17 protein-coding genes and 1 pseudogene are annotated in these 21,357 nt (G+C 67.7%); 10 read left to right on the forward strand and 8 right to left on the reverse strand.

Going from position 1 to position 21,357, the window contains the following annotated elements; all coding sequences use genetic code 11:
- The first annotated feature begins 53 nt into the window (after positions 1-53).
- Positions 54-620, forward strand: coding sequence for a cysteine dioxygenase family protein (locus AC1D2E_RS13475; RefSeq protein WP_478197853.1), 567 nt, complete (start codon positions 54-56; stop codon positions 618-620).
- 37 nt (positions 621-657) lie between these two features.
- Here the strand turns inward: AC1D2E_RS13475 and AC1D2E_RS13480 are convergent, their stop codons facing one another.
- Complete coding sequence (locus tag AC1D2E_RS13480; RefSeq protein WP_478197854.1) at positions 658-1,851, reverse strand: MFS transporter; 1,194 nt, start codon at positions 1,849-1,851, stop codon at positions 658-660.
- A 119-nt stretch (positions 1,852-1,970) separates the two neighbouring features.
- On the opposite strand from AC1D2E_RS13480, the gene AC1D2E_RS13485 reads away from it, so the two are divergent.
- On the forward strand, positions 1,971-2,468 hold the full coding sequence (locus AC1D2E_RS13485) for a winged helix-turn-helix transcriptional regulator (RefSeq protein ID WP_478197855.1): 498 nt from the start codon (positions 1,971-1,973) through the stop codon (positions 2,466-2,468).
- Positions 2,469-2,640: 172 nt separating this feature from the next.
- Here AC1D2E_RS13485 and AC1D2E_RS13490 read toward each other — a convergent pair whose 3' ends face one another.
- The gene (locus AC1D2E_RS13490; RefSeq protein WP_478172796.1) at positions 2,641-2,934 is read right to left on the reverse strand and encodes a BrnA antitoxin family protein; all 294 of its coding nucleotides are present in this window, start codon (positions 2,932-2,934) and stop codon (positions 2,641-2,643) included.
- Between the two features lie 144 nt (positions 2,935-3,078).
- Here AC1D2E_RS13490 and AC1D2E_RS13495 point away from each other — a divergent pair, with 144 nt between their 5' ends.
- The 6 genes from AC1D2E_RS13495 (at position 3,079) to AC1D2E_RS13520 (ending at position 13,005) form a co-directional block, all read left to right on the forward strand.
- On the forward strand, positions 3,079-3,408 hold the full coding sequence (locus tag AC1D2E_RS13495; protein WP_478197856.1) for a hypothetical protein: 330 nt from the start codon (positions 3,079-3,081) through the stop codon (positions 3,406-3,408).
- Positions 3,405-5,906 carry a DEAD/DEAH box helicase gene (locus AC1D2E_RS13500; RefSeq protein WP_478197857.1) on the forward strand — a complete coding sequence of 834 codons (2,502 nt, stop codon included), beginning with the start codon at positions 3,405-3,407 and terminating at the stop codon, positions 5,904-5,906. Before AC1D2E_RS13495 ends, AC1D2E_RS13500 begins: the two co-directional genes overlap by 4 nt.
- A gap of 63 nt (positions 5,907-5,969) precedes the next feature.
- Positions 5,970-7,412 (forward strand): Wadjet anti-phage system protein JetA family protein, encoded by a 1,443-nt coding sequence (locus AC1D2E_RS13505; protein ID WP_478197858.1) that lies wholly within the window; start codon positions 5,970-5,972, stop codon positions 7,410-7,412.
- 12 nt (positions 7,413-7,424) lie between these two features.
- Positions 7,425-8,120, forward strand: coding sequence for a DUF4194 domain-containing protein (locus AC1D2E_RS13510; RefSeq protein WP_478197859.1), 696 nt, complete (start codon positions 7,425-7,427; stop codon positions 8,118-8,120).
- Complete coding sequence (locus AC1D2E_RS13515) at positions 8,117-11,803, forward strand: SbcC/MukB-like Walker B domain-containing protein (protein ID WP_478197860.1); 3,687 nt, start codon at positions 8,117-8,119, stop codon at positions 11,801-11,803. The genes AC1D2E_RS13510 and AC1D2E_RS13515 overlap by 4 nt, the downstream gene beginning before the upstream one ends.
- Before the next feature lie 2 nt (positions 11,804-11,805).
- On the forward strand, positions 11,806-13,005 hold the full coding sequence (locus tag AC1D2E_RS13520) for a Wadjet anti-phage system protein JetD domain-containing protein (RefSeq protein WP_478197861.1): 1,200 nt from the start codon (positions 11,806-11,808) through the stop codon (positions 13,003-13,005).
- A gap of 162 nt (positions 13,006-13,167) precedes the next feature.
- On the opposite strand, the gene AC1D2E_RS13525 is transcribed toward AC1D2E_RS13520, so the two are convergent.
- The 5 genes and pseudogenes from AC1D2E_RS13525 to AC1D2E_RS13545 form a co-directional block, all read right to left on the reverse strand.
- Positions 13,168-14,415, reverse strand: a complete 1,248-nt coding sequence (locus AC1D2E_RS13525; RefSeq protein WP_478197862.1) for a dienelactone hydrolase family protein — start codon at positions 14,413-14,415, stop codon at positions 13,168-13,170.
- Between the two features lie 46 nt (positions 14,416-14,461).
- Positions 14,462-14,986, reverse strand: coding sequence for a flavin reductase family protein (locus AC1D2E_RS13530; protein ID WP_478172815.1), 525 nt, complete (start codon positions 14,984-14,986; stop codon positions 14,462-14,464).
- Positions 14,960-16,195, reverse strand: a pseudogene (locus tag AC1D2E_RS13535) (styrene monooxygenase/indole monooxygenase family protein); the annotation flags it as partial. The gene AC1D2E_RS13530 and the pseudogene AC1D2E_RS13535, both read right to left, overlap by 27 nt.
- A 15-nt stretch (positions 16,196-16,210) precedes the next feature.
- Positions 16,211-17,449, reverse strand: a complete 1,239-nt coding sequence (locus tag AC1D2E_RS13540) for a styrene monooxygenase/indole monooxygenase family protein (RefSeq protein WP_478197863.1) — start codon at positions 17,447-17,449, stop codon at positions 16,211-16,213.
- A 36-nt stretch (positions 17,450-17,485) separates the two neighbouring features.
- Positions 17,486-18,277, reverse strand: coding sequence for an SDR family oxidoreductase (locus tag AC1D2E_RS13545; protein WP_478197864.1), 792 nt, complete (start codon positions 18,275-18,277; stop codon positions 17,486-17,488).
- A 180-nt stretch (positions 18,278-18,457) separates the two neighbouring features.
- Between AC1D2E_RS13545 and AC1D2E_RS13550 the strand changes: the two genes are divergently transcribed.
- Positions 18,458-19,459: an AraC family transcriptional regulator gene (locus AC1D2E_RS13550; protein ID WP_478197865.1), complete on the forward strand. Its 1,002-nt coding sequence runs from the start codon at positions 18,458-18,460 to the stop codon at positions 19,457-19,459.
- Between the two features lie 70 nt (positions 19,460-19,529).
- Here the strand turns inward: AC1D2E_RS13550 and AC1D2E_RS13555 are convergent, their stop codons facing one another.
- Complete coding sequence (locus tag AC1D2E_RS13555) at positions 19,530-19,688, reverse strand: hypothetical protein (protein ID WP_478197866.1); 159 nt, start codon at positions 19,686-19,688, stop codon at positions 19,530-19,532.
- A gap of 339 nt (positions 19,689-20,027) precedes the next feature.
- On the opposite strand from AC1D2E_RS13555, the gene AC1D2E_RS13560 reads away from it, so the two are divergent.
- Positions 20,028-21,357 (forward strand): VCBS domain-containing protein (locus tag AC1D2E_RS13560; RefSeq protein ID WP_478197867.1); only part of this gene is annotated, 1,330 nt, incomplete at its 3' end.

The raw sequence follows: 21,357 nt of genomic DNA on the forward strand, positions 1-21,357 counted from the left end.
TAATCGGCCTTGGACGAAGACCGTTTCTCGGATGGGCCGCAGACAATCTCGCCATGACGACATCCACGCTGGACGACTTTCTCTCCCAGGCTGCTGCACGCAGCCGCATGCATTCGGAGGCCGCCGATCGCGTGCTGGCCCTGGCGCCGCTGATGCTGGAGTTGATAGGTGAAGCCGCTGCGTTCCTGCAGCCGCAGCACTATCGAAGCGATCCGAACGGGTACGCACGAAACCTCATCCGTGACGACCCGGACCACGGCCTGTCGCTCTACGCGCTGGTTTGGCGTCCGGGCCAGTGGACACCGGTGCACGATCACGGCAGCTGGGGCGTTGTCGGCGTCGTCGAAGGCGTGCTGGAGGAGCGCAGCTATCTACGCATGTCGCCCGAGGGTGGCGACGACGACATCGAACTTGCGCGCGGCGGCGTCCTGTTGCTCACGCGCGGCGCCGTGACAAGCTTTGTACCGAATCCGGATCACATCCACATGACCGGTGTTCCGACCGAGCGCCCAAGGGCCGTGAGCTTGCACCTGTACGGACGCTCGATGAAGGACTTCAACGTCTACGACGTCGCGGCCCGCACGCGCAGCCGCGTGCAGGTCGCGCACAACGAGAGCTGATGCCTTCAGGCCGCCTCGGCGCGAGCGCGCCATCGCCTCAGCGGGCCGTGCTGGACGCAGCGGCGGCCGGGCCGGCCGGGTGGCGAACCGCTCGTGCAATACGCTGGTGCGCCCGTTCGGCAACGAACAGCGCCACCGCGATGAAGACCGCGCCGACGAGGCCGAGGGAATGACTGTCGAACCACGTGAGTGCCGCTCCGCCGACGAGCCCCGACATCGACACGCCGACATAGATGGCGGCCGAGTTCAGCCCCAGCAGCAGCGGCGCCGCGGCCGGCGTGATGCCGATCAGACGGTGCTGCTGCGGCACGAGCAGGCCCCAGCCGCACAGGCCCCAGACGACGAGGGCGGGCACGGCGGTCGCGAGCGAGGCCGAGCTCCATGGCAGCAGCGCGAAGTCAAGCGCGACGATGGCGATGGCGGCGTTGATGATGCGGCGGCTACCGAAGCGGTCGGTCAGCCGGCCGGCGGCCAGGTTGCCGATCGTCGCGGCCACGCCCCAGAGCAGGAGCAGCCCAGCCAGCACGCGCGCGTCACCGCCGGTGGCGCGGTCGAAGCTTGAGCCGATATAGGTGTAGACGAGGAAGAGGCCCGCATAGACAAGCCAGGTGGTCAACAGCGTGAGCAGCACGCGTGCATCGCCCAGCGGCTCGAGACGGCGCGCGAGGCTGACGGCCGGCGGGTTCGGGATGTCCGGCAGGCGCCAAGCCACGCCGACCGCGGCCAGGGTGCCGACGGCTGCGACGAACCACATCGTCGCGCGCCAGTCCAGCCATCCTCCAATGAAGGTGCCCAGCGGCGCGCCCAGCGCCGTCGCGCTGGACAGGCCGGCGATGACGATGGCCAGCGCGCGGCCGCGCTGCTCGGGCGGCACCAGCGACGCACCGGTGGCCGTCGCCGTCGGGCTGAACATGGCAGCGCCCAAGCCGGCCAGCAGCCGGCTGGCCAACACGAGTTCGATGCTCGGTACCAAGGCGGTCATGACATTGCCGAGCACGAAGATCACAAGGCCGGTGAGCAGCAGCCGCTTGCGCGGCCAGTGCGCGGCGGTCGCCGCGATGACCGGCGACAGCAGCGCATAGCTCAGCGCGTAGAGCGTCACCATCTGCCCGGCCAGCGCGACGGATACACCGAGCGAGGCGGACACCTGGGCCAGCACGCCGGCGACGACGAAGCTGTCGGTGCCGATCGCGAACATGCCGCTGGCCAGAACGAGGAGGCGTTTGTCCATGAGGAACTCCAGAGGGACCCGCGCCGCAGCGGCGTGGGTCGAATCAAAATAGTTGCGTGACGAAACTGACTATAGCCAATCAAGTTGCGTCACGCAACTATCGAGGGTAGGATGGCCCCATGTACCGAAAGACTTTCGACGGCATGAACTGCTCGATCGCGCGCGCGCTCGATCAGGTCGGCGAGTGGTGGAGCCTGCTCATCGTGCGCGAGTGCACGCTGGGCACGACGCGCTTCGATGACTTCCAGCGCCGCCTGGGCATTGCGCGCAATGTGCTGACTGCGCGGTTGAACCACCTCGTCGAGCACGGCGTGCTGGACAAGGTGCTGACCGAGGGCAGCGAACGGCGCAACGAGTACCGGCTGACGCAGAAGGGCGAGGCTCTCTATCCGGCACTCGTCGCATTGATGCAATGGGGCGACCAGTGGTGCGGGCACGAAGCACCGCTGCGGCTCGTCGAGCACGACAGCGGTCAGCCTGTCGAGCCCATGGGCCTGCGCGTGGGGAGGCGCAGTCTCGGGCTGCGCGACGTGCGTCTCGAACCCGGCCCGGGCGCGACGGCGAAGACGGTTGACACGCTCAAGGCCCGCAACCGGGCCATCCTCGGCCTGGACTGAGCCGCCGCTGGATCAGCTCCAGGCTGCTCGCGCGGTTGAGCGCATCGAATATCCGCGTCCGTCATTCGCAAGGAGGGGCCGCCCTCTTCCTCGCATTCCTCGTCGCCCTGGCTATGAGCTGGGCTTGAAGGTGGTCATGAGCACCAGCTCAACCCGCCGGCGCGCTCCCTATCTATCTACGCGAATGCTGCGCGACGTACTCCTTCAGCACTCCGTCCATCCGGGACTGCCAGCCGTCGCCCGTCGCCCGAAAAAAGTCGACCACCTCCTGGCTGTACCGAACCGACAGCAGCACCTTGCTTGATGCCGAGCGTGGCCGGCCGCCGCGGTTCACCGTTGCTCGCGCCAGCATGTCATCCGACAGTTCCGGCAACTCGTCGTACTCCGAGGCCTGCACCTGGTGGCTGTCCACCTTCGCCAAATCAGAGCCCAAGGTGCGGGCCGATGCGATCTTGTTCGCGTTCATTTGCTTTCCAAGCTACACAAACCCCTGCGTGCAATGTGACGGGGTGGGGTGCGAGTCTTCCCTCTTGCGAAGGCTCAAGGAGCGAGTCGGCCCACCCTTGGCCTCGAATGGCTCGACGCCATCAGGGGCCGCATGGGCCTGCCTATGGAACATGTCCCGCTCTTCCTGGTCGATCGCGGCAAATTTGAAGGCAACCAAAGTGCAGGTCCACGCGCGCTGCGGGACATCTCGCGATCGACGCCTGCCGCAAACGCCAGTCTCGCAGCCTGCGAATACGGTGGCGCGAGCGCACGCTTCACGCTGGCCCCACGTCCTGTTTCGTCACAGGAACTGGCTGATAGACTTTCCAAGATCATGAGCACGTCGGAGGCTCGCTACCGCGGCAAGCCGTCGGGTTTCGCGATCGCTCAAGCCATCCGGAAACCCCGTCCCGCTCGCCACCCACAAGCCCTTGCCGAGGGCGCGATCCGATGACCGACACCTCCTTCCAGATCAGCAATGCCCGGCCCGCCAAGGCCAAGAGACCCCTCAAGCCCAGGAAGCCCCTCAAGGCGGCACCGCGCCTGTCGCCCCGGCGGCGCCCCGATGACATGGCCCCCGCCGATTGGCAGCGCGCACTGCGCCGCCAGTTCGGGGCCGAGCAGGCTTTCACGCTCCAGGCGCTGGGATCCGCCCCGCTATTCGGCGACTACCACGTCGGCAACCCCGGCAGCCAGTCCAGCTATCGCGTAGCCATCCGCGGCCTGGCGGCCGGCGACAACTTCTGCGCCTGCGCGGACTACGCCACCAACGGCCTGGGCACCTGCAAGCACATCGAGTTCGCCTTGCACAAGCTCCAGGGCAAGCGTGGCGCGAAAGCTGCCTTCCGGCAGGGATACCAGCCCGAATTCAGTGAAATATGGCTGCACTACGGCGATCAGCGCTCGGTGCGCTGGCGTGCCGGCGCGCAGTGCCCGGCCAAGCTGCAGCAACTGGCGGGTGGCTTGTTCGACCTGGCCGACGACGCACGGCTGCCGGACGACAGGCTGCTGCAGCTCGATGGCTTCATCGACGCAGCACGCAAGCTCGCGGAGTCGAAAGGCCACACGCTGCAGGTTCACGAGGACGCACTGGCCTTCGTGGCCCAGGCGCGCGATGCGCAGCATCGCCTGCAGGTGCTGGTCGCGGCCTATCCCAAGGGCATCGAGGACAAGGGACTGGCCAAGCTGCTGGACACCCGGCTGTATCCCTACCAGATCGAGGGTGCCCTGTTCGCAGCACGCGCCGGGCGTGTGCTGATCGGCGACGAGATGGGCTTGGGCAAGACCGTCCAGGCCATCGCCGCGGTCGAGCTGATGGCCCGCCACTTCGGCGTTCAGCGCGTGCTCGTGGTCTGCCCGACCTCGCTCAAGCAGCAGTGGCAGCGCGAGATCAAGCGCTTCTCCGGCCGCGATGCGCAGGTGCTGGGCGGCCTGCGCACGGCGCGCCAGGGCCAATGGCGCGAGGATGCGTTCTGCAAGATCATGAACTACGAAGCCCTGGTGCGCGACGCCGATCTGGCGCAAGACTGGGCGCCCGAGTTGCTGATCGTCGACGAGGCGCAGCGCGTGAAGAACTGGAACACCCGGGCCGCGCGGGCCATCAAGCGCATCTCGGCACCCTCCCTCTGTCCGCACGTCATCGTGCTGACGGGGACGCCGCTCGAAAACCGGCTGGAGGAGCTGGTCTCCATCGTCCAGATCGTCGATCAGAATTGCCTGGGCCCCACGTGGCGCCTGCTTCACGAGCACCAGGACACCGACGACGCCGGGCGCGTGATCGGCTACCGCAACCTGGACCGCATCGGCGCCACGCTCGCGCCGATCCTGCTGCGGCGGCGCAAATCCGAGGTGCTGAGCCAGTTGCCCGAGCGGGTGGACCAGACCCTGTTCGTTCCGCTGACACCCGAACAACGGGTGCACCACGACGAGAACGGCATGATCGTCACCCGCATCGTGCAGCGCTGGCGCAAGACGGGCTTCCTGTCCGATTCCGATCAGCGGCGATTGCAATGCGCCTTGCAATACATGCGCATGGCCTGCAACAGCACCTGGCTGCTCGACCATGAAAGCGACCACGGCCACAAGGCCGACGAACTGGTCACCCTGCTCGAGGAATTGTTCGAGGACCCCCAGGCCAAGGCGGTGGTCTTCAGCCAGTGGCTGGGCACGCACGAGGTGCTGATCCGGCGGCTGGCCGCGCGGGGATGGGGCCATGTGTTCTTCCACGGCAGCGTGCCATCCGAACAGCGCGGCGCGCTGGTGCAGCGCTTCCATGACGACCCGGCGTGCCGGCTGTTCCTTTCGACCGATGCGGGCGGCACGGGCCTGAACCTGCAGCACGCCGCGGCCGTGGTCGTCAACATGGACCTGCCGTGGAATCCGGCCGTCATGGAGCAGCGCATCGGCCGCGTCCACCGGATGGGACAGCGTCGCGGCGTGCAGGTGATCAACCTGGTGGCCGAAGGCAGCATCGAGGAGGGCATGCTGTCAGTGCTGTCGTTCAAGAAGTCGCTGTTCGCCGGCGTGCTCGATGGTGGCGCCAGCGCCGTCTTCATGGAGGGCAGTAGCCTGAGCCGCTTCATGGAAAGCGTGGACAAGATCACCGAGGGCATTCCCCTGCCCGCCTCGCCGCAGAGTCCGCAGGACGAGGATGTGCCGGGGCAGCACGAAGCCACGCGGCAGAACGTGTCCGGGGATTCGGCCGAACCGGACACCTCCGGTCGCGTTGCGGCCGATCCCTGGGCCCCCTTGCTGCAGGCAGGCATGCAACTGCTGAAGACACTCTCCGAACAAGCCGACCACCGCCCGGGCTCGGACGGTGCCCCGGCGCTGCCGATGGTTCACACCGACGCAGCGTCCGGAAAACGCTATCTAAAGCTGCCCCTGCCAGACCCGCAGATGGCGCGGGCGCTGGCGGAGCAGTTGCTGCGGGCGTTGGGCTCGTCCCGGTGACAGGCCCGCATCCGGCGACCGATATCGAAGCCAATCCGGAACTCCTGCAAGATATGCGGTTCCATGACCTTCTTCATCCCACCCCGCGAGCACTTCTTCCGTCCGCTCACCCACGAGAATCGCGAGCTGTGCGCGGCCGTGCTCCGGCAGTTGCATGAACGGGTGCACGGCGCCAACGCGGACTACGCCGAAGCGCTGACGCGGGACGTGGTTCTCGAAGTGATCCTGCGCGCCCTCTCCGACCCCACCCTGCGCGCGCTGGCCTTCGATGCGGGACGGTCGGTGACAGCCGAAGAAGAACGCAGCCATGCCGGCGAGCTGCTGCGCAAGCTCAAGGAGCACGGCTGGCTGGAGGACTATCGCGACCCCATCGACCTCAAGCCGACGCTGAAGCTCAGCCGCGCGGGCAAGGCCTTCAGCGAGACCTTTGCCAACCTGGACGATTCGCGCGTCAAGACGCGCCAGCGCAACATGCGCTCGGCGCGCAAGGCGCTGGTGGCCTTCCTCGACACGCGCGATGCCGACGAGTTGCTCGACGCCCACGAGTTCGCCAGCCGTGTCGTGCAAGACCTGCAGGACGACATCGAGTACTTTCGCCAGCTGATCCAGAGCCTCACGCGCGAGGCGCTGGCGCAGAAGGTGGCCTGGGGCGAGTTCAACGAGTTCATCGAGAAGCGCTTCGCCCGCGAATACGCGGTGCGCCTGGTGGCCGACTCCGCCGAGCGGCACCGCGGGCAGATCGTCGAGACGCTGGACGAGGTGCGCGCCCTGCCCGAAGAAATCCGCACGCGGGCGGACGGCCACCTGTTGCAGCAGGCGCCCTGGCTGGAACGCGAGGTGCAGGGCCGCAGTCCGATGCTGTGGCTGGCCGATCGCATCGAAAGCATGGTGGAGGCCGCTTGCGGCTTGAAGCTGCCGATGCTGCGTTCGGAGATGAACAACTATGTCCGGCGCTTCACCAGCCTGCTGCGCCAGGCCCTGTCGCTGGACTACGGTGCCGAATCGGCGCTGGGCCGCACCATGGCCTGGCTCAAGGACCGGCCTGCGCCGGCGCATGATCTGCTGCTGGACGCATTGGCCGCGCGCCTGGCGACCAGCGAAATCCGCCTGCCCGGCGGCGTGCTGCGCTGGACGGTGCGCGACCGCGAGGCCGCCCACGCCGATCAGTCGCCGCTGGTGGTGGACGACGAAAGCCGCTTGAGCGCCGCCCTGCGCCGCGCCGAGGCCGAGGCGTTTTCCTTCAGCGACCAGGACGTGCTGCAGGGCCTCCTGCCCTACCTTGCGAAGGGTCCGGTGACGCTGGCCGCGCTGCCGGTGGCGACTGCGGAAGATGCMGTGCGCGTGCTGCACGCCGTGGGAGCGGCGCGTTCGGCCGAGGGCCGGGGCCTGATGCGCGCCCGCAAGCGCGCCGACCAGGTGCGCAACGCGTTCTTCCAGGCCGACGACTACGAGTTGGAGGCCGAAGTGCCCGTCACCGCGCAGGCCGGCCAGCCCGTGCACCGCTGAATCGGCAACGCCATGCTGCAGTCGATTGCCCAGTTCATCGAACAGCGCCTGACCACCGAGGGGGTCGGCAACGTCAGGCCCGCTCGCTTCGCCGAGCTGGTCGGCCGGCTGCTGGCCAGCGGCGTGCTCTGGCGCGATCACTCGCGGCCCGAAGCCGCGCTCTACGACGATGCGCTGCAATGCGAGCAGTTGCTGCGCGAATGGTTCGGCTGCGTCGGCTTCGTGCTCGTCCATGACACCGATGCGCGCCTGCTGCGCCTGTATCCGCCCGGGGAGAGCGGCGGGGATGAGGAAGAGGACGGCGTCCGCAAGCTGCGCGTCCGCCTGTCACGCGATTTCGCGGCCACGGTGATCGCGCTGCGCTTCCTCTACACCGAGGCGCTCACCGGCCGCCGTCCACTGGTGGACGAGCGCCTGGCCATCAGCCTCGAAGAGCTGTCGCAAGCCGTGGTCTCGCTGCTAGCGCATCGGCTTCCCGCATCCGCCACCGAGCGCATGGCGCTGCTGCGTGATCTGCGCAAGCATCGGGTGGTGCATTTCATCGAAGGCGACGACGCGGGCGACATGCAGATGGGCCTGGCCGTGCTGCGGCCCGTGATGAGCTTCGTCAGCGACGAGGCGATGGAAGACGCACTGCGCCTGGCCGGGCGCCAGGTGCCGATGCCAACCCCGGTGCCGCCCCCGGCCCAGGAGGACCACCGCGCATGAAGATCGCCAAGCTGCTGACCTGGCATTGGGGTTCGCTGGAAGACCGCGAGTGGGTCTTCGCCGACACGGTGCTGCTGACCGGCGAATCGGGATCGGGCAAATCCACGCTGCTGGACGCCATCCAGACCGTGCTGACCGCCGCCCACCAGCACCTCGTGCAGTTCAACATCGGCCAGGATGAATCCACGCAGAGCCGGCGCGGCGGCAAGGAGCCGCGCACCCTGGCCGCCTACGCGCTGGGCCAGCAGGCCGACGGCGTGTTCCTGCGCTCGCGCTCCACCAGCTATGCCGGCATCGTGTTCGAAGCGTCCGAGCGCGCCGGCGAGCAGGCCGCGCCGTTCACGGCGCTGGTCGGCGTCGAGGCTTTCGAGGACGGGCGGCGTGCCGTGCTGCAGGGCACGCCCCAGTTCTTCATCGTCCGCCGTGCCCTGTCGCTGGACCATCTGGCGCGCCGCGCCGGCGAGGCGCTCGTGAGAGCGCCGCTGCCGCTCAAGGAACTCTACGTGCAGTTGCAGCACCGGCTGCAGCCAGGCACCGACACCGTGGTCCAGCGCTTCCCGGACAAGGGCGGCTATCTGCAGCACCTGTACGGCGCACTGATGGGCAAGACCGCCGTGGGCGAGAACGACGCCGTGCGCGCCGCCAAGTCGGTCGTCAGGGCCATGGCCTACAAGGAACTGGGCAACGTCAACGACCTCGTGCGCGACGAGATCCTGGAGCCGCACGACTTCAGCCGCGACCTGGACAAGATGCGGGAGCTGATGCGTTCCATCGCCGCGCTCAAGGCCGAGGCCGACCGGCTGGCGCTGAACCTGGAACGGCTGAAGGCCGCCACGGAAAGCGCACAGGGCGCGCTGGACGAGTCGCGCCGTTTCGTTGTCACCACCATTGCTCACGCCTTGCGCGCCCGCAACGACACGCACGACGAACTGGCCTCGGTGCAGCGCCAGATCGGCACGCAGGACAAGCGGCAAGCCCAGCTGCAGGAGAAGCTGGCCTCCCTGGAGGCGCAGGAAACGCAGTTGCGCGGCCAGTTGAGTTCGGTCGAGCAGCGCCTGGCCGGCAGCGACGTCGCCCAGAAGAAAGCCGCGCTCGAAAACGAGATACGCCAGCAGGCCGACCAGTTCCGCCTGCACTGGACGCGCGTGCAGGAAGCGGCACGCGGCATCGGCGCGATGGTGGCACAGCTCGGGCAACTGCTGGCGCTGGACCTCGCCGAAGTGCCGGCGCTGGCCGCCGCCGTGCAGGCGCTGCGCCCGGCGGCCACGGCCGTGCTGACGCCGTGGCCGGCCATGGCCCGGGCCTACGCGCGCGAGGCCCGGCTCGACGTCGAACTGCCCGCCTTCGAACTGGAAGTCTTCGATGCCCATCTGGCCACCTTGCAGCGGAGCATCCATGAGGGCGAAGGGTCGGTGCAGGCTGCCGTGGTCCAGGCGCTGACCGACGTGGGCGTGCGCTTGAAGTCGACGGCCGACGACGCCGGGCAGCTCGACGCCGAACTGCGCCTGCTGCAGACCGGCCGCAGCCTGGGGCTGCCCGCCGCGCGCGATGCCACGACCGCCGTGGCGCTGATCGAGCAGGAACTGCCGCAGGCCCACCCGCACCTGTTGGCGCAGCTGGTCGAACCACGGCCCGGCACGCAGTGGCAGAACGCCATCGAAGGCTACATGGGCGGCGACCGCTTCGCGATCATCGTCGAGGCCGGGATGGAAGCGCGCTGTGCACGTTTGGTCAAGCAGCGCTATCCGGTGCGCTCGCCCAAGGTCGTACAGGGGCGCAAGGCGATGGAGGACACCGAGGGCCGCCAGCTCGAGGCCCGCGCGGTGCTGCACGAACTCCTGTGCAAGCACCCTGTGGCCAACGCCTTCCTGATGGCGCAGTACGGTCGCGTGCGCAAGGTGGACAGCGAGGACGAGCTGGCCCGCACGCCCCAGGGCCTGATGGCGCAAGGCCTGGGCAGCCGCGGCTACGGCATGTTCGCCTGCCGGGCGCTCGATGGCGAGCTGGCCTTTGGCGAAGCGGCCCGCCAGCGGCGCCGGCAGTGGTGCGAAGAGGAGCTGGCGCGGCTGGCGCGCGAGGCCTTGGTCCTCGAGGCCTTGCGCCGATCGCTGAACGCCGTCGCCCGCATGTTCAACGGGGCCGCATTCACGCCGCTGACGCCGCTGCTGCTGGCCGTGCTCGAGAGCCAGCTCCAGCATGCCAACGCCGAACAGGCGCTGAAGGCGCTCGACCTGTCGTCCATCGAGGCGCTGCTGGCCGAAAGCCAGGACTTGAACGCCCGCATCGGCACCGTGAAAGACCAGCACGATGAAGAGATGAAGCAGGTAGGCGCCACCGACAAGGTGCTGACCGACCTGCGCCGGCGCGAGAGGGAGTTGTCCGAACGCCTGCCCGAACTGGACATCGCCTGTATCAACGCTGGCGTTTGGGCCTCGCGCTTCGCTGGCGCCGTGCCTGAACTGGCCATGGAAACGCAGTTACTGGCGGAGGCCGAGGGCATGGCCGCAGAAACCGAGACCACCCTCGACGCGCTGCGTCACCGCGCCCAGAACCTGCGCGACAACCTGCCGCGCACGCTGCGCGAGCTGGCACAGGGGGTGGGGGCCTACCTCTCGGGCGCACGCGACGATGCCGAGCGCTTCGCCTGGACCGACCCGCCACGCAGCATCGACCGCCTGGACGAGCTGCTGCCCCTTGTTTTCCAGACCCGTCAGGCGCTCGCCGAACAGACACAGCGCCAGCGCGCCATCGGCCTGGCCGAGAACGCCCGATCGCTGCAAGAGGCCGAAGCCAGTTTCAACCACGTCTTCACCAGCAGCTTCTGCTTCAAGCTGCGCGACGACGTGAAGCAGGGCGCCGTCACGCTGCAGCGGCTCAATCGCCACCTGCAGGACATCCGATTCGGCAACGACAGCTTCAAGCTCGAATGGGACTGGATTCCGCGCATGCAGAAGGTCTACGAGTTCTTCGAGGCGGTCGAGGGTGTGGTCGAGGGGCTGGAGCGCGAACGCGGCTCGATCTTCGCGTCGCCACAGCTCAGCGACGAACAGCGTGCCACCGCCGAGGACATCCGCCGTCTGCTGCTGGCCAACGACCAGGGCGCCAGCGAACGTGCGCTCAAGGAACTGGCCGACTACCGCAACTACCGGCGCTACGACATCGTGCGCACCAGCCCGGTCGGGCAGACCAAACTTTCCACTTGGGGCACCGGCTCGGGCGGAGAACTGGAAACGCCGTTCTACGTCGTGCGCTCGGCCGTGCTCGCCAATGCCCTGGGCCACTTCGGCCGCGAGCGGCGCGAGGCACCCGCGCTGCGGCTGATGCTCAGCGACGAGGCCTTCTCCAAGATGGACGAATCGCGCTCGCGCAGCGTGCTGCGCTTTCTGTCGCAGACGCTGGGCCTGCAGCTCGTGGTGGCGATGCCCACCTCGAAGTCGGGCGCCGTCAAGCCCGAGTTCGACAAGGAGTTCACCTTCTCCAAGGTCATGGCCAGCCGCGACGGGCAGGAGCTGTTCATCAGCGAGGCGCAAGAAAAGACCTTGAACCGGGAGGCCTTGGCGCGGCTCTGGGATGCCCACGCGGCGCAGGCGCGCGAGGTCGCGCGGGCGGCCTACGAAGCGGATCGCCAGGCCGCCGAGGCTGCGCGCCAAGCGCCGGCGCCCGATCCGGAACCGACCGCCTGACCATGCCGAGCGCCGACGCCTTGCCTGCGCATCCGTTCCTGCAGCGGATCGCGAAGGCGTTGCTGCAGAGGGCCGAGCGCTCCCCCAGCACGGGGCCGGCGCGGCTGCCGCTGGACCGCAAATGGGCGCCGGAACTGCATGCGCAAGCCGACGCCGAACAGCTGCAGCTCTGGCTGATGCTGCTGGACGACCTGTGCGCCACCGGCTGGGTGGCCATTCTGCTGAACCCACCGCGAGACTTCGCCACCTTCACCGACCGCAACCCGCGGCTCGAACTGCGGGATTTCGAAGCGCTCGCCGCCTGGGCCGGCTACACGCCGCGGGCGCTGCATTGGCAACGGCAATGGCTGGGCCATCTGGCTGCGCATTGGGCCTCGCCCGAATCGGTGCGCCCGTCCGACCCGCAGGCCGTGCTCGACTACCTGGCCCGCAGCCCGTTGACGCTGGTGGAGGACCTGCCGCTGATCGAAGCGACGCGCAGCATCGACGCCCTGCGCGCGCTGTGCGTGTCGGGCCGGACACTCCCGTTGCGCGAAGCCTCGGCCCAGGTCTTTCAGGGGCGATCCAAGGTGCTGGACAGCCGCGAGGAATTGCTGCGTTTGCTGGGGTCGGCCCCTGGGCAGTTCCACGAGGCGCCGATCCAGCTTCTCGTGGCGCTGCCCGATCCGGCAAGCGCTTTCGACGAGGTGCTCTTCGTCGAGAACCTGGTCAGCTTCGAGCGCATGGCCGACCGGCGCAGGCCGGGCTGGGCCGCCAGCCTGCTCGTCTATGCCGCAGGATTCAAGGGCAGCGCCAGGCGCCTGCGCTCCCGCGAAGGCTGCCGGCTGTATGTGCGCACGCCGAGCGCCGCGCCGGCATGCATCCAGCGTGTCGAAGAATGGCTGTTCGCCGATGCGCCCTGTCCGGTGCGCTTCTTCGGCGACCTCGACTACGCCGGCATGCAGATCCTGGCCAGTCTGCGCGAGGTGTTCCCGGATGCGCAAGCCTGGGTGCCAGGCTATGGCGCGCTGGCTCGCAATGTTGAGCTGGGCGGTGGCCACCTGCCGACCCAGGCAGGCAAGGAGCTGCAGATCGATCCTGGGCTGACAGGCTGCCGCCATGCCGACCAATACCTCCTGCCGCTGATGCGTGCGCATGGCCGCTTCATGGATCAGGAAGCCTTCGACCCCGATGCGGACCCCTTGTTCGATCCCTTCCCATGAGCGAATACCGGTACTGCGAATTCGCAGCCATCGACCGGCCGCTCGCCCGGGCCGAGATCGCCTCCGCCGGCTTCGTCAACCACTATGAATGGGGCGACCTGAAGGCCGATCCGTCCGACTGGACCGGCGTTCCGATGCCTTTCGCCGGAGCAGAAGAGCGAGTCAACCCCCTTCCCGCCCACCCATCAAGGCATTCGACGGCAGCGTCTCATCCAGCAGCTTGCGCGCCGTCTCCACACCGGCCACCGGCAGCCCCGTTGCATCGAGCAGCCCCACCTGCACCAGCACGCTGGCCTGGTCCCAGTAGATGTGCTCGTGATAGAGCTTGTCGCCGCGGAACTTGACCACGGCCAGCAGCGGTATCTCCACCCGCCTCCCCGTCGGAGCCACCCCAGGCAGCATCCACGGAATCTCCGTCGTGTGCGTGAAGCAGAACAGCATCTCGTCGACCACCTGCGACGCGCCCACGGTGCGCGAGATCGGCACCAGCGAGGTATCGGGCGGATTGCTGTTGACGAAGTGGTGCGTGTAGAAGTGGTGCAGCGCCTTGTAGCCCACGCCGCCGGTCATGGTCGGGATGTGGTTGACGTAGGGCTCGGCCACCATGGTGCCCATCGTGTCGTCGACGTTGCGCGTCGCAAACTCGTACTCGCAGTGCTTGTCCCACAGCGCGGCCAGGTCGTAGTGCGGGCCGATGGCGCTCTTCAGTGCGGCGATGCTGCGCTCGTGCGCCATCAGCGCCGAGGCCCGGTGGTAGTGCTCGCCGCCCACCCGCGCGAACGCATGKTCGACACCGGGGTACACATGCACCTCGACGTTGGGCCGGCCGCGCAGCGCCTGCACGATGCGCTCGCGTGCCTCGGGTGGGCAGAAAGCGTCGAGCTCGGCCACGTGCAGGGCGAGGCGGCAGCGGATGCGGTCGGCCTCATCCAGCGCCGCGTCGATGCCCACGCCGTAGTAGCCGACGGCCACGTCCGCATCGGTGCGGCAGGCCGCCAGGTAGGCCAGCTTGCCGCCCAGGCAGAAGCCGAGCACGCCGACCTTCGCGTCCTGCACTTCGAGCCGCCCGCGCAACGCGCTGATCGTGGCCTGGATGTCCTCCACGCCGCGGGCCTCGTCGAAGCCCTTGTAGAGGGCAAAGGCACGCTGCCAGTCGTCGGGTGAATAGCCCAGTTCGACATCGGGCTGCTGGCGCCAGAACAGGTCGGGCACGAGCACCACGTAGCCTTCCTCGGCGTAGTAGTCGGCCACGTCGCGCATCGTCCGGTTCACGCCGAAGATCTCCTGCGCCAGCACCAGGCCGGGCCCGCTGCCCGAGCGCGGCACGGCGAGGTAGCCGTCGAAGCTTCCGCTGCCGTCGCTGGCCTGGATGCGGATGCGGCGCGGGGAGGTGGGTGCTTTGTCCTGCATGTGAAGTGCTCCGTTCATTGGTTGATGGATGGTGCGGGCCGCGCGCTCATTGCACGCATTCCGGATGTCGCGTCGTCACCTGGTAGTAGCCCGAATGAAAGACCAGCGGCTCGCCGTCGAAGCGGTCGTAGCGCTCGACCTCGCCGATGAAGATCAGGTGGTCGCCGCCGTCATACTGCCTCACGTTGCGACAGATGAAGCGGGCGATGACGCCATTCAACAGCGGCACGCCGGCCGTTCCCTCGCAGCAGTCCACCCCGCCGAACTTGTCCGGCTGCGGTGTCGAGAACTGCCGCGACAGGTGATGCTGGTGCGCCGCCAGCACGTTGATCGCGAAATGGCTGGCGCCGGTGAAGTCGGCCACGCTCGGCGCCTGCCGGGCCAGGCTCCACAGCACCAGCGGCGGGTCCAGCGAGACCGACGAGAACGAGTTGGCCGTCATGCCCACGCGGCGGCCGTCGATGCCCCGGGTCGTGATGACGGTCACGCCGGTGGTGAACTGCCCGAGCGCCTTGCGGAAATCGCGCCGGTCGAAACGGTCGGCCGCCGCCTCGCGCGCCCTGCTTTCCAGAAAGCGGTCGGTCTCGACGGCATCGAACCACCAGGGCGCGAAGACACGCGGGTCGTCGAAGCCGTTGACGATGGTGCTCGCGACCGCGGGCACGTGGGTGGCGGTCTGCAATAACTTCTGCACGTGCGGCTTCGGTGCTGCGAGCAGGCTGTTGGTCCAGTCGGTGGCCCAGCGGGCATAGCCTTCCCAGTAGCGGTCGAAGGTCTGCTGCATCCAGGCGGCGTCGAAGGGCGCATCGCCGTGTTCGAGGATCCGCTTCAGGTAGATGTCGGCGGCCTTGGCCGCGTTGTTGGAGCCCTGGCCGGTGATCGGGTCGTTGAGCACCACCGCGTCGGCCAGGCCCAGTACCTTGCGTCCGGAAGGCAAGGTTGCCACCGGCTTGCGCACCGTCGGTGCGAAGCGCCCCGCCAGGATGCCGTGGTCGTCGGCGAGCGCGATGTCGCCGCAGCGCTCGGCTTCCCAGGGCAGGAAGGTGTCGAGGATCCACTTGCTGCGCGCGAGGTGCTCCTGCGGTGTCTTGACGTCCGACCAGCAATCCATAGCGCCGCCGGGCACGCCTTCGAACACCATGATCTCGCACGGCCCCGTGGTGGTCAGCGCCGGGAACACGAAGTACTCGCCCACGCCGGGGATCAGGTTGAAGCACACCCGCGCATACGGCTGGGCGGGCTTCATGCCCTTCACATAGGTCAGTGCCAGTGCGCGCTGGGGCTGGTCGAAGGGCGAGCGCTCAGCGTCGCGCTCGAACAATTGCGAGATCTCGCCCTTGCCGCTGGCGACGACCACGAGATCGTGTGTTGCAGCGCAGGCTTCCAGCTCGGCCAGCCCCACGTCCTGCAGCAGCAGCCGGCCGCCGCGCTTCTCGAACTCGGCCATCCAGGCGGGTATCTTGAGCCGCTGGTCGACCGACTGCGCGGGCCCATCGAGCCGCGCGCTCCATTCGATGGCCTTGCCGCCTTCCGGGCTGCGCACCACCATGCCGATGCCCTCCACGGAGGGACATTCGGCCGCCCACCCATCGAGCGCCAGCTCGCGCTCGGTCTGCAGCGCGGTCTCGAACATGCACTGGCTCGACATGACCGGGCCATCGAAGATCTCCTGCCCCGTGCGGTTCGAGTAAACCGTCACCTCGTGCCCCGCGCGCTGCAGGCCGAGCGCGAGCTGCATGCCGGACTGTCCGGCGCCGACGATGGCCACGCTTCGCTTCATGCTCGGGCTCCGGGCTTAAGCGACGGCGGCGCAGGTTTCGATGTAGCGGTCCGCCTCGGCAGGGTCCGCGAACCACGGGAAGAAGGTGCGCGGATCGTCGAAGCCATTGACGATGGCGCTGGCCAGCGGCGGCATCGCACCGGCGCTGCCCAGCAGCTTGAGCACATGGGGCGGCGGCGGCGCGAGCAGCATGTTGGTCCACTGCGTGACCCACTGCGCATAGCCGAACCAGTAGCGGTCGAAGGTCTGCTGCATCCACGCCGCGTCGGCCGCGCCGTCGCCGCGCGCGAGGATGCTCTTCAGGTAGGTGTCGGCGCACTTGGCCGCATTGTTGGAACCCTGCCCGGTGATCGGGTCGTTGAGCACCACCACGTCGGCCAGGCCCAGCACCTTGCGCCCCGAAGGCAAGGTCGCCACCGGCTTGCGCACCGTCGGTGCGAAGCGGCCCGCCAGGATGCCGTTGTCGTCGGTCAGCGCGATGTCGCGGCAGCGCTCGGCCTCCCAGGGCGTGAAGGTGTCAAGAATCCACTTGCTGCGCGCGAGGTGCTCCTGCGGTGTCTTCACATCCGCCCAGCAATCCATCGGGCCGCCCGGCACGCCTTCGAACACCATGATCTCGCAGGGCCCCGTGGTGGTCAGCGCCGGGAAGACGAAGTATTCGCCGACGCCGGGGATCAGGTTGAAGCACACGGCGGAGAAGGGTTCGCGCGGCTTCATGCCCTTCACGTAGGTCAGTGCCAGTGCGCGCTGCGGCTTGTCGAAGGTGGACTTGTGGGCGTCGCGCTCGAAGAGCTTCGAGATCTCGCCCTTGCCGCTGGCGACCAGCGTGAGATCGTGGCTTCGGGTGCAGGCCTCCAGTTCGTCGATGCCCGCGTCCTTGAGGATGAGTTCGCCGCCCTTCTTCTGGAACGCGTCCATCCAGGCCGGGACCTTCAGGCGCTGGTCGACCGACTGCGCGCTCGAGTTCAGCCGTGCGGCCCAGTCGATGGCCTTGGCGCCCTTCTGCTCGGGATGGGGCACGGCCAGGCCGATGCCGTCGATCGTGGGGCAATCGCTCGCCCACTGGTCCAAGCCCAGGTCGCGCTCGATCTGCAGCGAGGCGTCGAACATGCACTGGCTCGACATGACCTTGCCGCGGCGGATGTCCTCACCCGTTCGGTTGCTGAACAGCGTGACCTCGTAGCCTGCCGCGAGCAGGCCGAGCCCCAATTGCAGGCCCGACTGGCCCGCGCCGACGATGGCGATTCGCTTCATTGCTTGCTCCTGGATTGATGCTCCGTTCGGAGCGGGTTAGTCCATCAACTTGGGAATGGCGGGCACGGCCTGCTCGGGGCCCATGGCGGCATAGCCGCCGTCCACCGCGTAGTCGGAGCCGGTCACGAAACTGGCATGGTCCGAACACAGAAACAGCACCACCTGCGCCACTTCGTCCGGATCGCCGACACGCCCGAGCAGATGGAAGGGCGCGGCCACGCGATTGGTCTTGGCGCGGTCGCCGCCGCTGAGCCGGTCCATCACCGCCGACCAGGTCCAGCCCGGCGACACGCTGTTGACGCGGATGCGGTCCGGCGCCAGGTCCATCGCCATGTTGCGGGTGAGCTGGGCCATCGCGGCCTTGCTCACCGGATAGAGCCAGCGCCCGGTCTGCGCCACGCGCGACGAGATGCTCGTGAAATTGACCACCGCCCCGCCGCCGGCCGCGACCATGTGCGGATGCACCGCCTGCAGCATGACCACCGCGCTCGCCACGTTGACGTTGAACGAAGCGAGCCAGTCGGCGCGCGGCGATTTGAAGCCGTCGTCCACATAGGAGCACGCCAGGTTGACCAGAAAGTGCACGCCGCCGTGCCGCGTAGCCGCCTCCGCCACGCAGGCCTGCACCTGGGCGTCGTCGGTGATGTCGGTGCGCACGAAGCGCACGCCGGTGACTAGCGAATCGGCCAGCGCCTGGCCGTTGGCGGCATCGATGTCRGCGATGACGACCTTCACGCCGGCCGCGTGCAGCGCACGCACCACGCCGGCGCCTATCAGTGTGGAGCCACCGGTGACGATGGCGCTCTTGCCCTCGAGTCCCTTGAACATGACGCTTGCTCTCCTCGGTTGATCCGCCAGGCCGGGATGGCCTGTGGGGGCGAACGTTATGAGCAAGGAGGCCGCTGGCGAGTCCCGGAAACGCGGGCGCTGTCCCTGGCGCGCAGCTTTCATCAAAGGGCTGGCCCGAATTGTGGGCGGGGATGGTTTTTGCTACGGTGACCTGGCCCCATGGAAACCGCCATTGCCCCACGGCTGCCGCTGCAGCGCTATCGACTTTTCGAGAGCCACGACATGGACGAGGCGCGCGAGAGCGTGGCCCGCGTGTTCTGTCCGCACGGCCTGGTCATGCTGCGGCCGCGTACCGAACTCGACGCCTGCCACCACAGTGCGCGCCTGCATCGGGACGTGAGCCTCAATTACGTGCAGTACGGCCCGGGCGTGCAGATCGACCCCGGCTACCTGCAGGATTTCTTCCTGTTACAGATCCCGTTGCGCGGCGGCGCCGAGATCCGCTGCGGCGCGCAGCATGTGGATGCGACCCCCAGCCTCGCCTCGCTGCCCTCGCCGACCGAGCCGCTGTCGATGCGCTGGGCCGACGACAGCCCGCACCTGATCGTGCGGCTGGCCCGTTCCGCCCTGCTCTCGCGGCTCGAATCCTTGCTGCAGGCGCCGGTGCGGCAGCATCTGGTGTTCGACTTGGGTGTGCCGCTGGACAACCCTGCACTGGCGCCGGTGGTGCACTTCATCGACTACCTGCGGCTGACACTCGACGCGGGCAACGCGCTGCAATCCGGCGGCCGGCTTGCCGAGCATGCCGAGGAATATCTGATGTCGAGCCTGTTGATGTCGGCGGGCCACAATTATTCGCGGGCGCTTGCCGGCGAAGCGCAGCGCGGCCTGCTGCCGCGGGTGGTCCGCAAGGCACAGGAATACATGGCGGCGCATGCCGAGCAGCCGCTGTCGCTGGCCGATGTTTGTCGTGAAGTGGGGTGCAGCGCGCGCGCATTGCAGATGGCGTTTCGGCAGCACGCGGAGCAAGGGCCGATGGAGTTTCTGCGGGAACTGAGGCTCGACAAGGTGCGGGGCGAATTGCTGGCATCCGCTGGAGTGGCTGGAGGCGGTGTGCGCGAGGTGGCGCAGAAGTACGGGTTTCTGCATCTGGGGCACTTCGCTGCGCAGTACCGGGCACGGTTTGGGGAGCGGCCGTCGGAGACGCGGGGGCGGGGTTGATCAGCGACGTCACACGCTCGCGTTGATGGCACCGGGCAGCTGGGATTTCGCTGCGCTGGTCCCAGGTGAATCAGCGCATGGCCTTCAGCAGCACTCCGTCGACCGGCGGATGCAGGGTCGCCACACTGGGATGCGTTTCCCAGCCGGCACACACCACCTTTGACTTGAGGTAGATGTCGACCAACTTCTGTGCGCGGCCGTACGTGCAGACAAGCTGGCGTTCTGTCACTACCTCGCCATTCAAAACTCCCGTCTTTGACCGTCGACCCCCCGAGTTCATCCAATGTCTCGATGCGGAAGCATGGCATCAGGGGTCGCATGCTGGTTGTTCCCGATCGCACCATCGGACGGCCGCGCTATGAGAAAAAAGTCGCGCTTTCCGCGTCGCCACGGACGTTTCCGCGTATTGACCTTTCGTTGTACATTTAGTTATAAATGGTTACATGACCACCCTGTTTCGGGCACTCGCTGAGGGAAGCGATCCCCTGAGTCAGTAACAAATGCCTCGCAAGCTCAGATCCCGGTCATCCCTTACCAGCAGGCGCTCACTCCAACATGAAGGAAATCAATGCCTACCATCACCGGATCCAACGACAACGACATCATCAGTGGCACGAGCGGCAATGACGTCATCAACAGCGGCAATGGCAACGATGTCGTCAATGGAGGCGCAGGAAGCGATTCCTTGAACGGCGGCGCAGGGAACGACGTTCTGAATGGCGGAAGTGGCAGCGACCAACTGAACGGCGGTTCCGGCGCCGACACCCTCATCTACAACGTCACGGAAAACAGTCTCGCGGGTACCAAGGACGTCTACACCGGCGGATCGGGCATCGATACGCTTGAACTTCAGCTCACCGGGGCGCAGTGGTTGCAGTCCGCCATCCAGACACAGATTTCCGCCTATATGGCCCATCTCGCCGCCGTGACGAATGCAAGGACAGGAGAGGTTTCCAACGGTTCGGCGAGCGATTTCGTATTTACCTTCGGATCGTCCACGCTGACGGTCCAAATGACTGAGACTTTGAGAATTCTCGTTGACGGCGTCGAACGCAGTCCGACCCACACCGCCATCAACTATGTGCCGGTGATCGCCGGCACGGCCAGCGGTGCCGTGCAGGAAGACGTGGCGGCGGTTGATGGCCAGCTCGCGACCGGCGGCGCGCTGACGATCGCCGATGTCGATGCGGGCCAGTCSAGCTTCGCGGTCCAGGCGGGCACCGCCGGCAGCAATGGCCTGGGCAGCTTCTCGCTGGCGGCCGACGGCAGCTGGAGCTACACCGCCAGCAACRCCCAGGCGRCGATCCAGCAACTGGGYGCAGGCCAGTCGCTCACCGACAGCTTCACCGCGGTGTCGCTCGACGGCACGGCCAACCAGYTGGTGACCGTGACCATCACCGGCACCAACGATGTGCCGGTGATCGCCGGCACGGCCAKCGGTGCCGTGCAGGAAGACATGGCGGTGGTTGATGGCCAGCTCGCGACCGGCGGCGCGCTGACGATCGCCGATGTCGATGCGGGCCAGTCCAGCTTCGCGGTCCAGGCGGGCACCGCCGGCAGCAATGGCCTGGGCAGCTTCTCGCTGGCGGCCGACGGCAGCTGGAGCTACACCGCAAGCAACACCCAGGCRGCGRTCCAGCAACTGGGTGCAGGCCAGTCGCTCACCGACAGCTTCACCGCGGTGTCGCTCGACGGCACGGCCAGCCAGCTGGTGACCGTGACCATCACCGGCACCAACGATGTGCCGGTGATCGCCGGCACGGCCAKCGGTGCCGTGCAGGAAGACATGGCGGTGGTTGATGGCCAGCTCGCGACCGGCGGCGCGCTGACGATCGCCGATGTCGATGCGGGCCAGTCCAGCTTCGCGGTCCAGGCGGGCACCGCCGGCAGCAATGGCC

Source organism: Variovorax sp. P1_H2, from assembly GCF_056405295.1.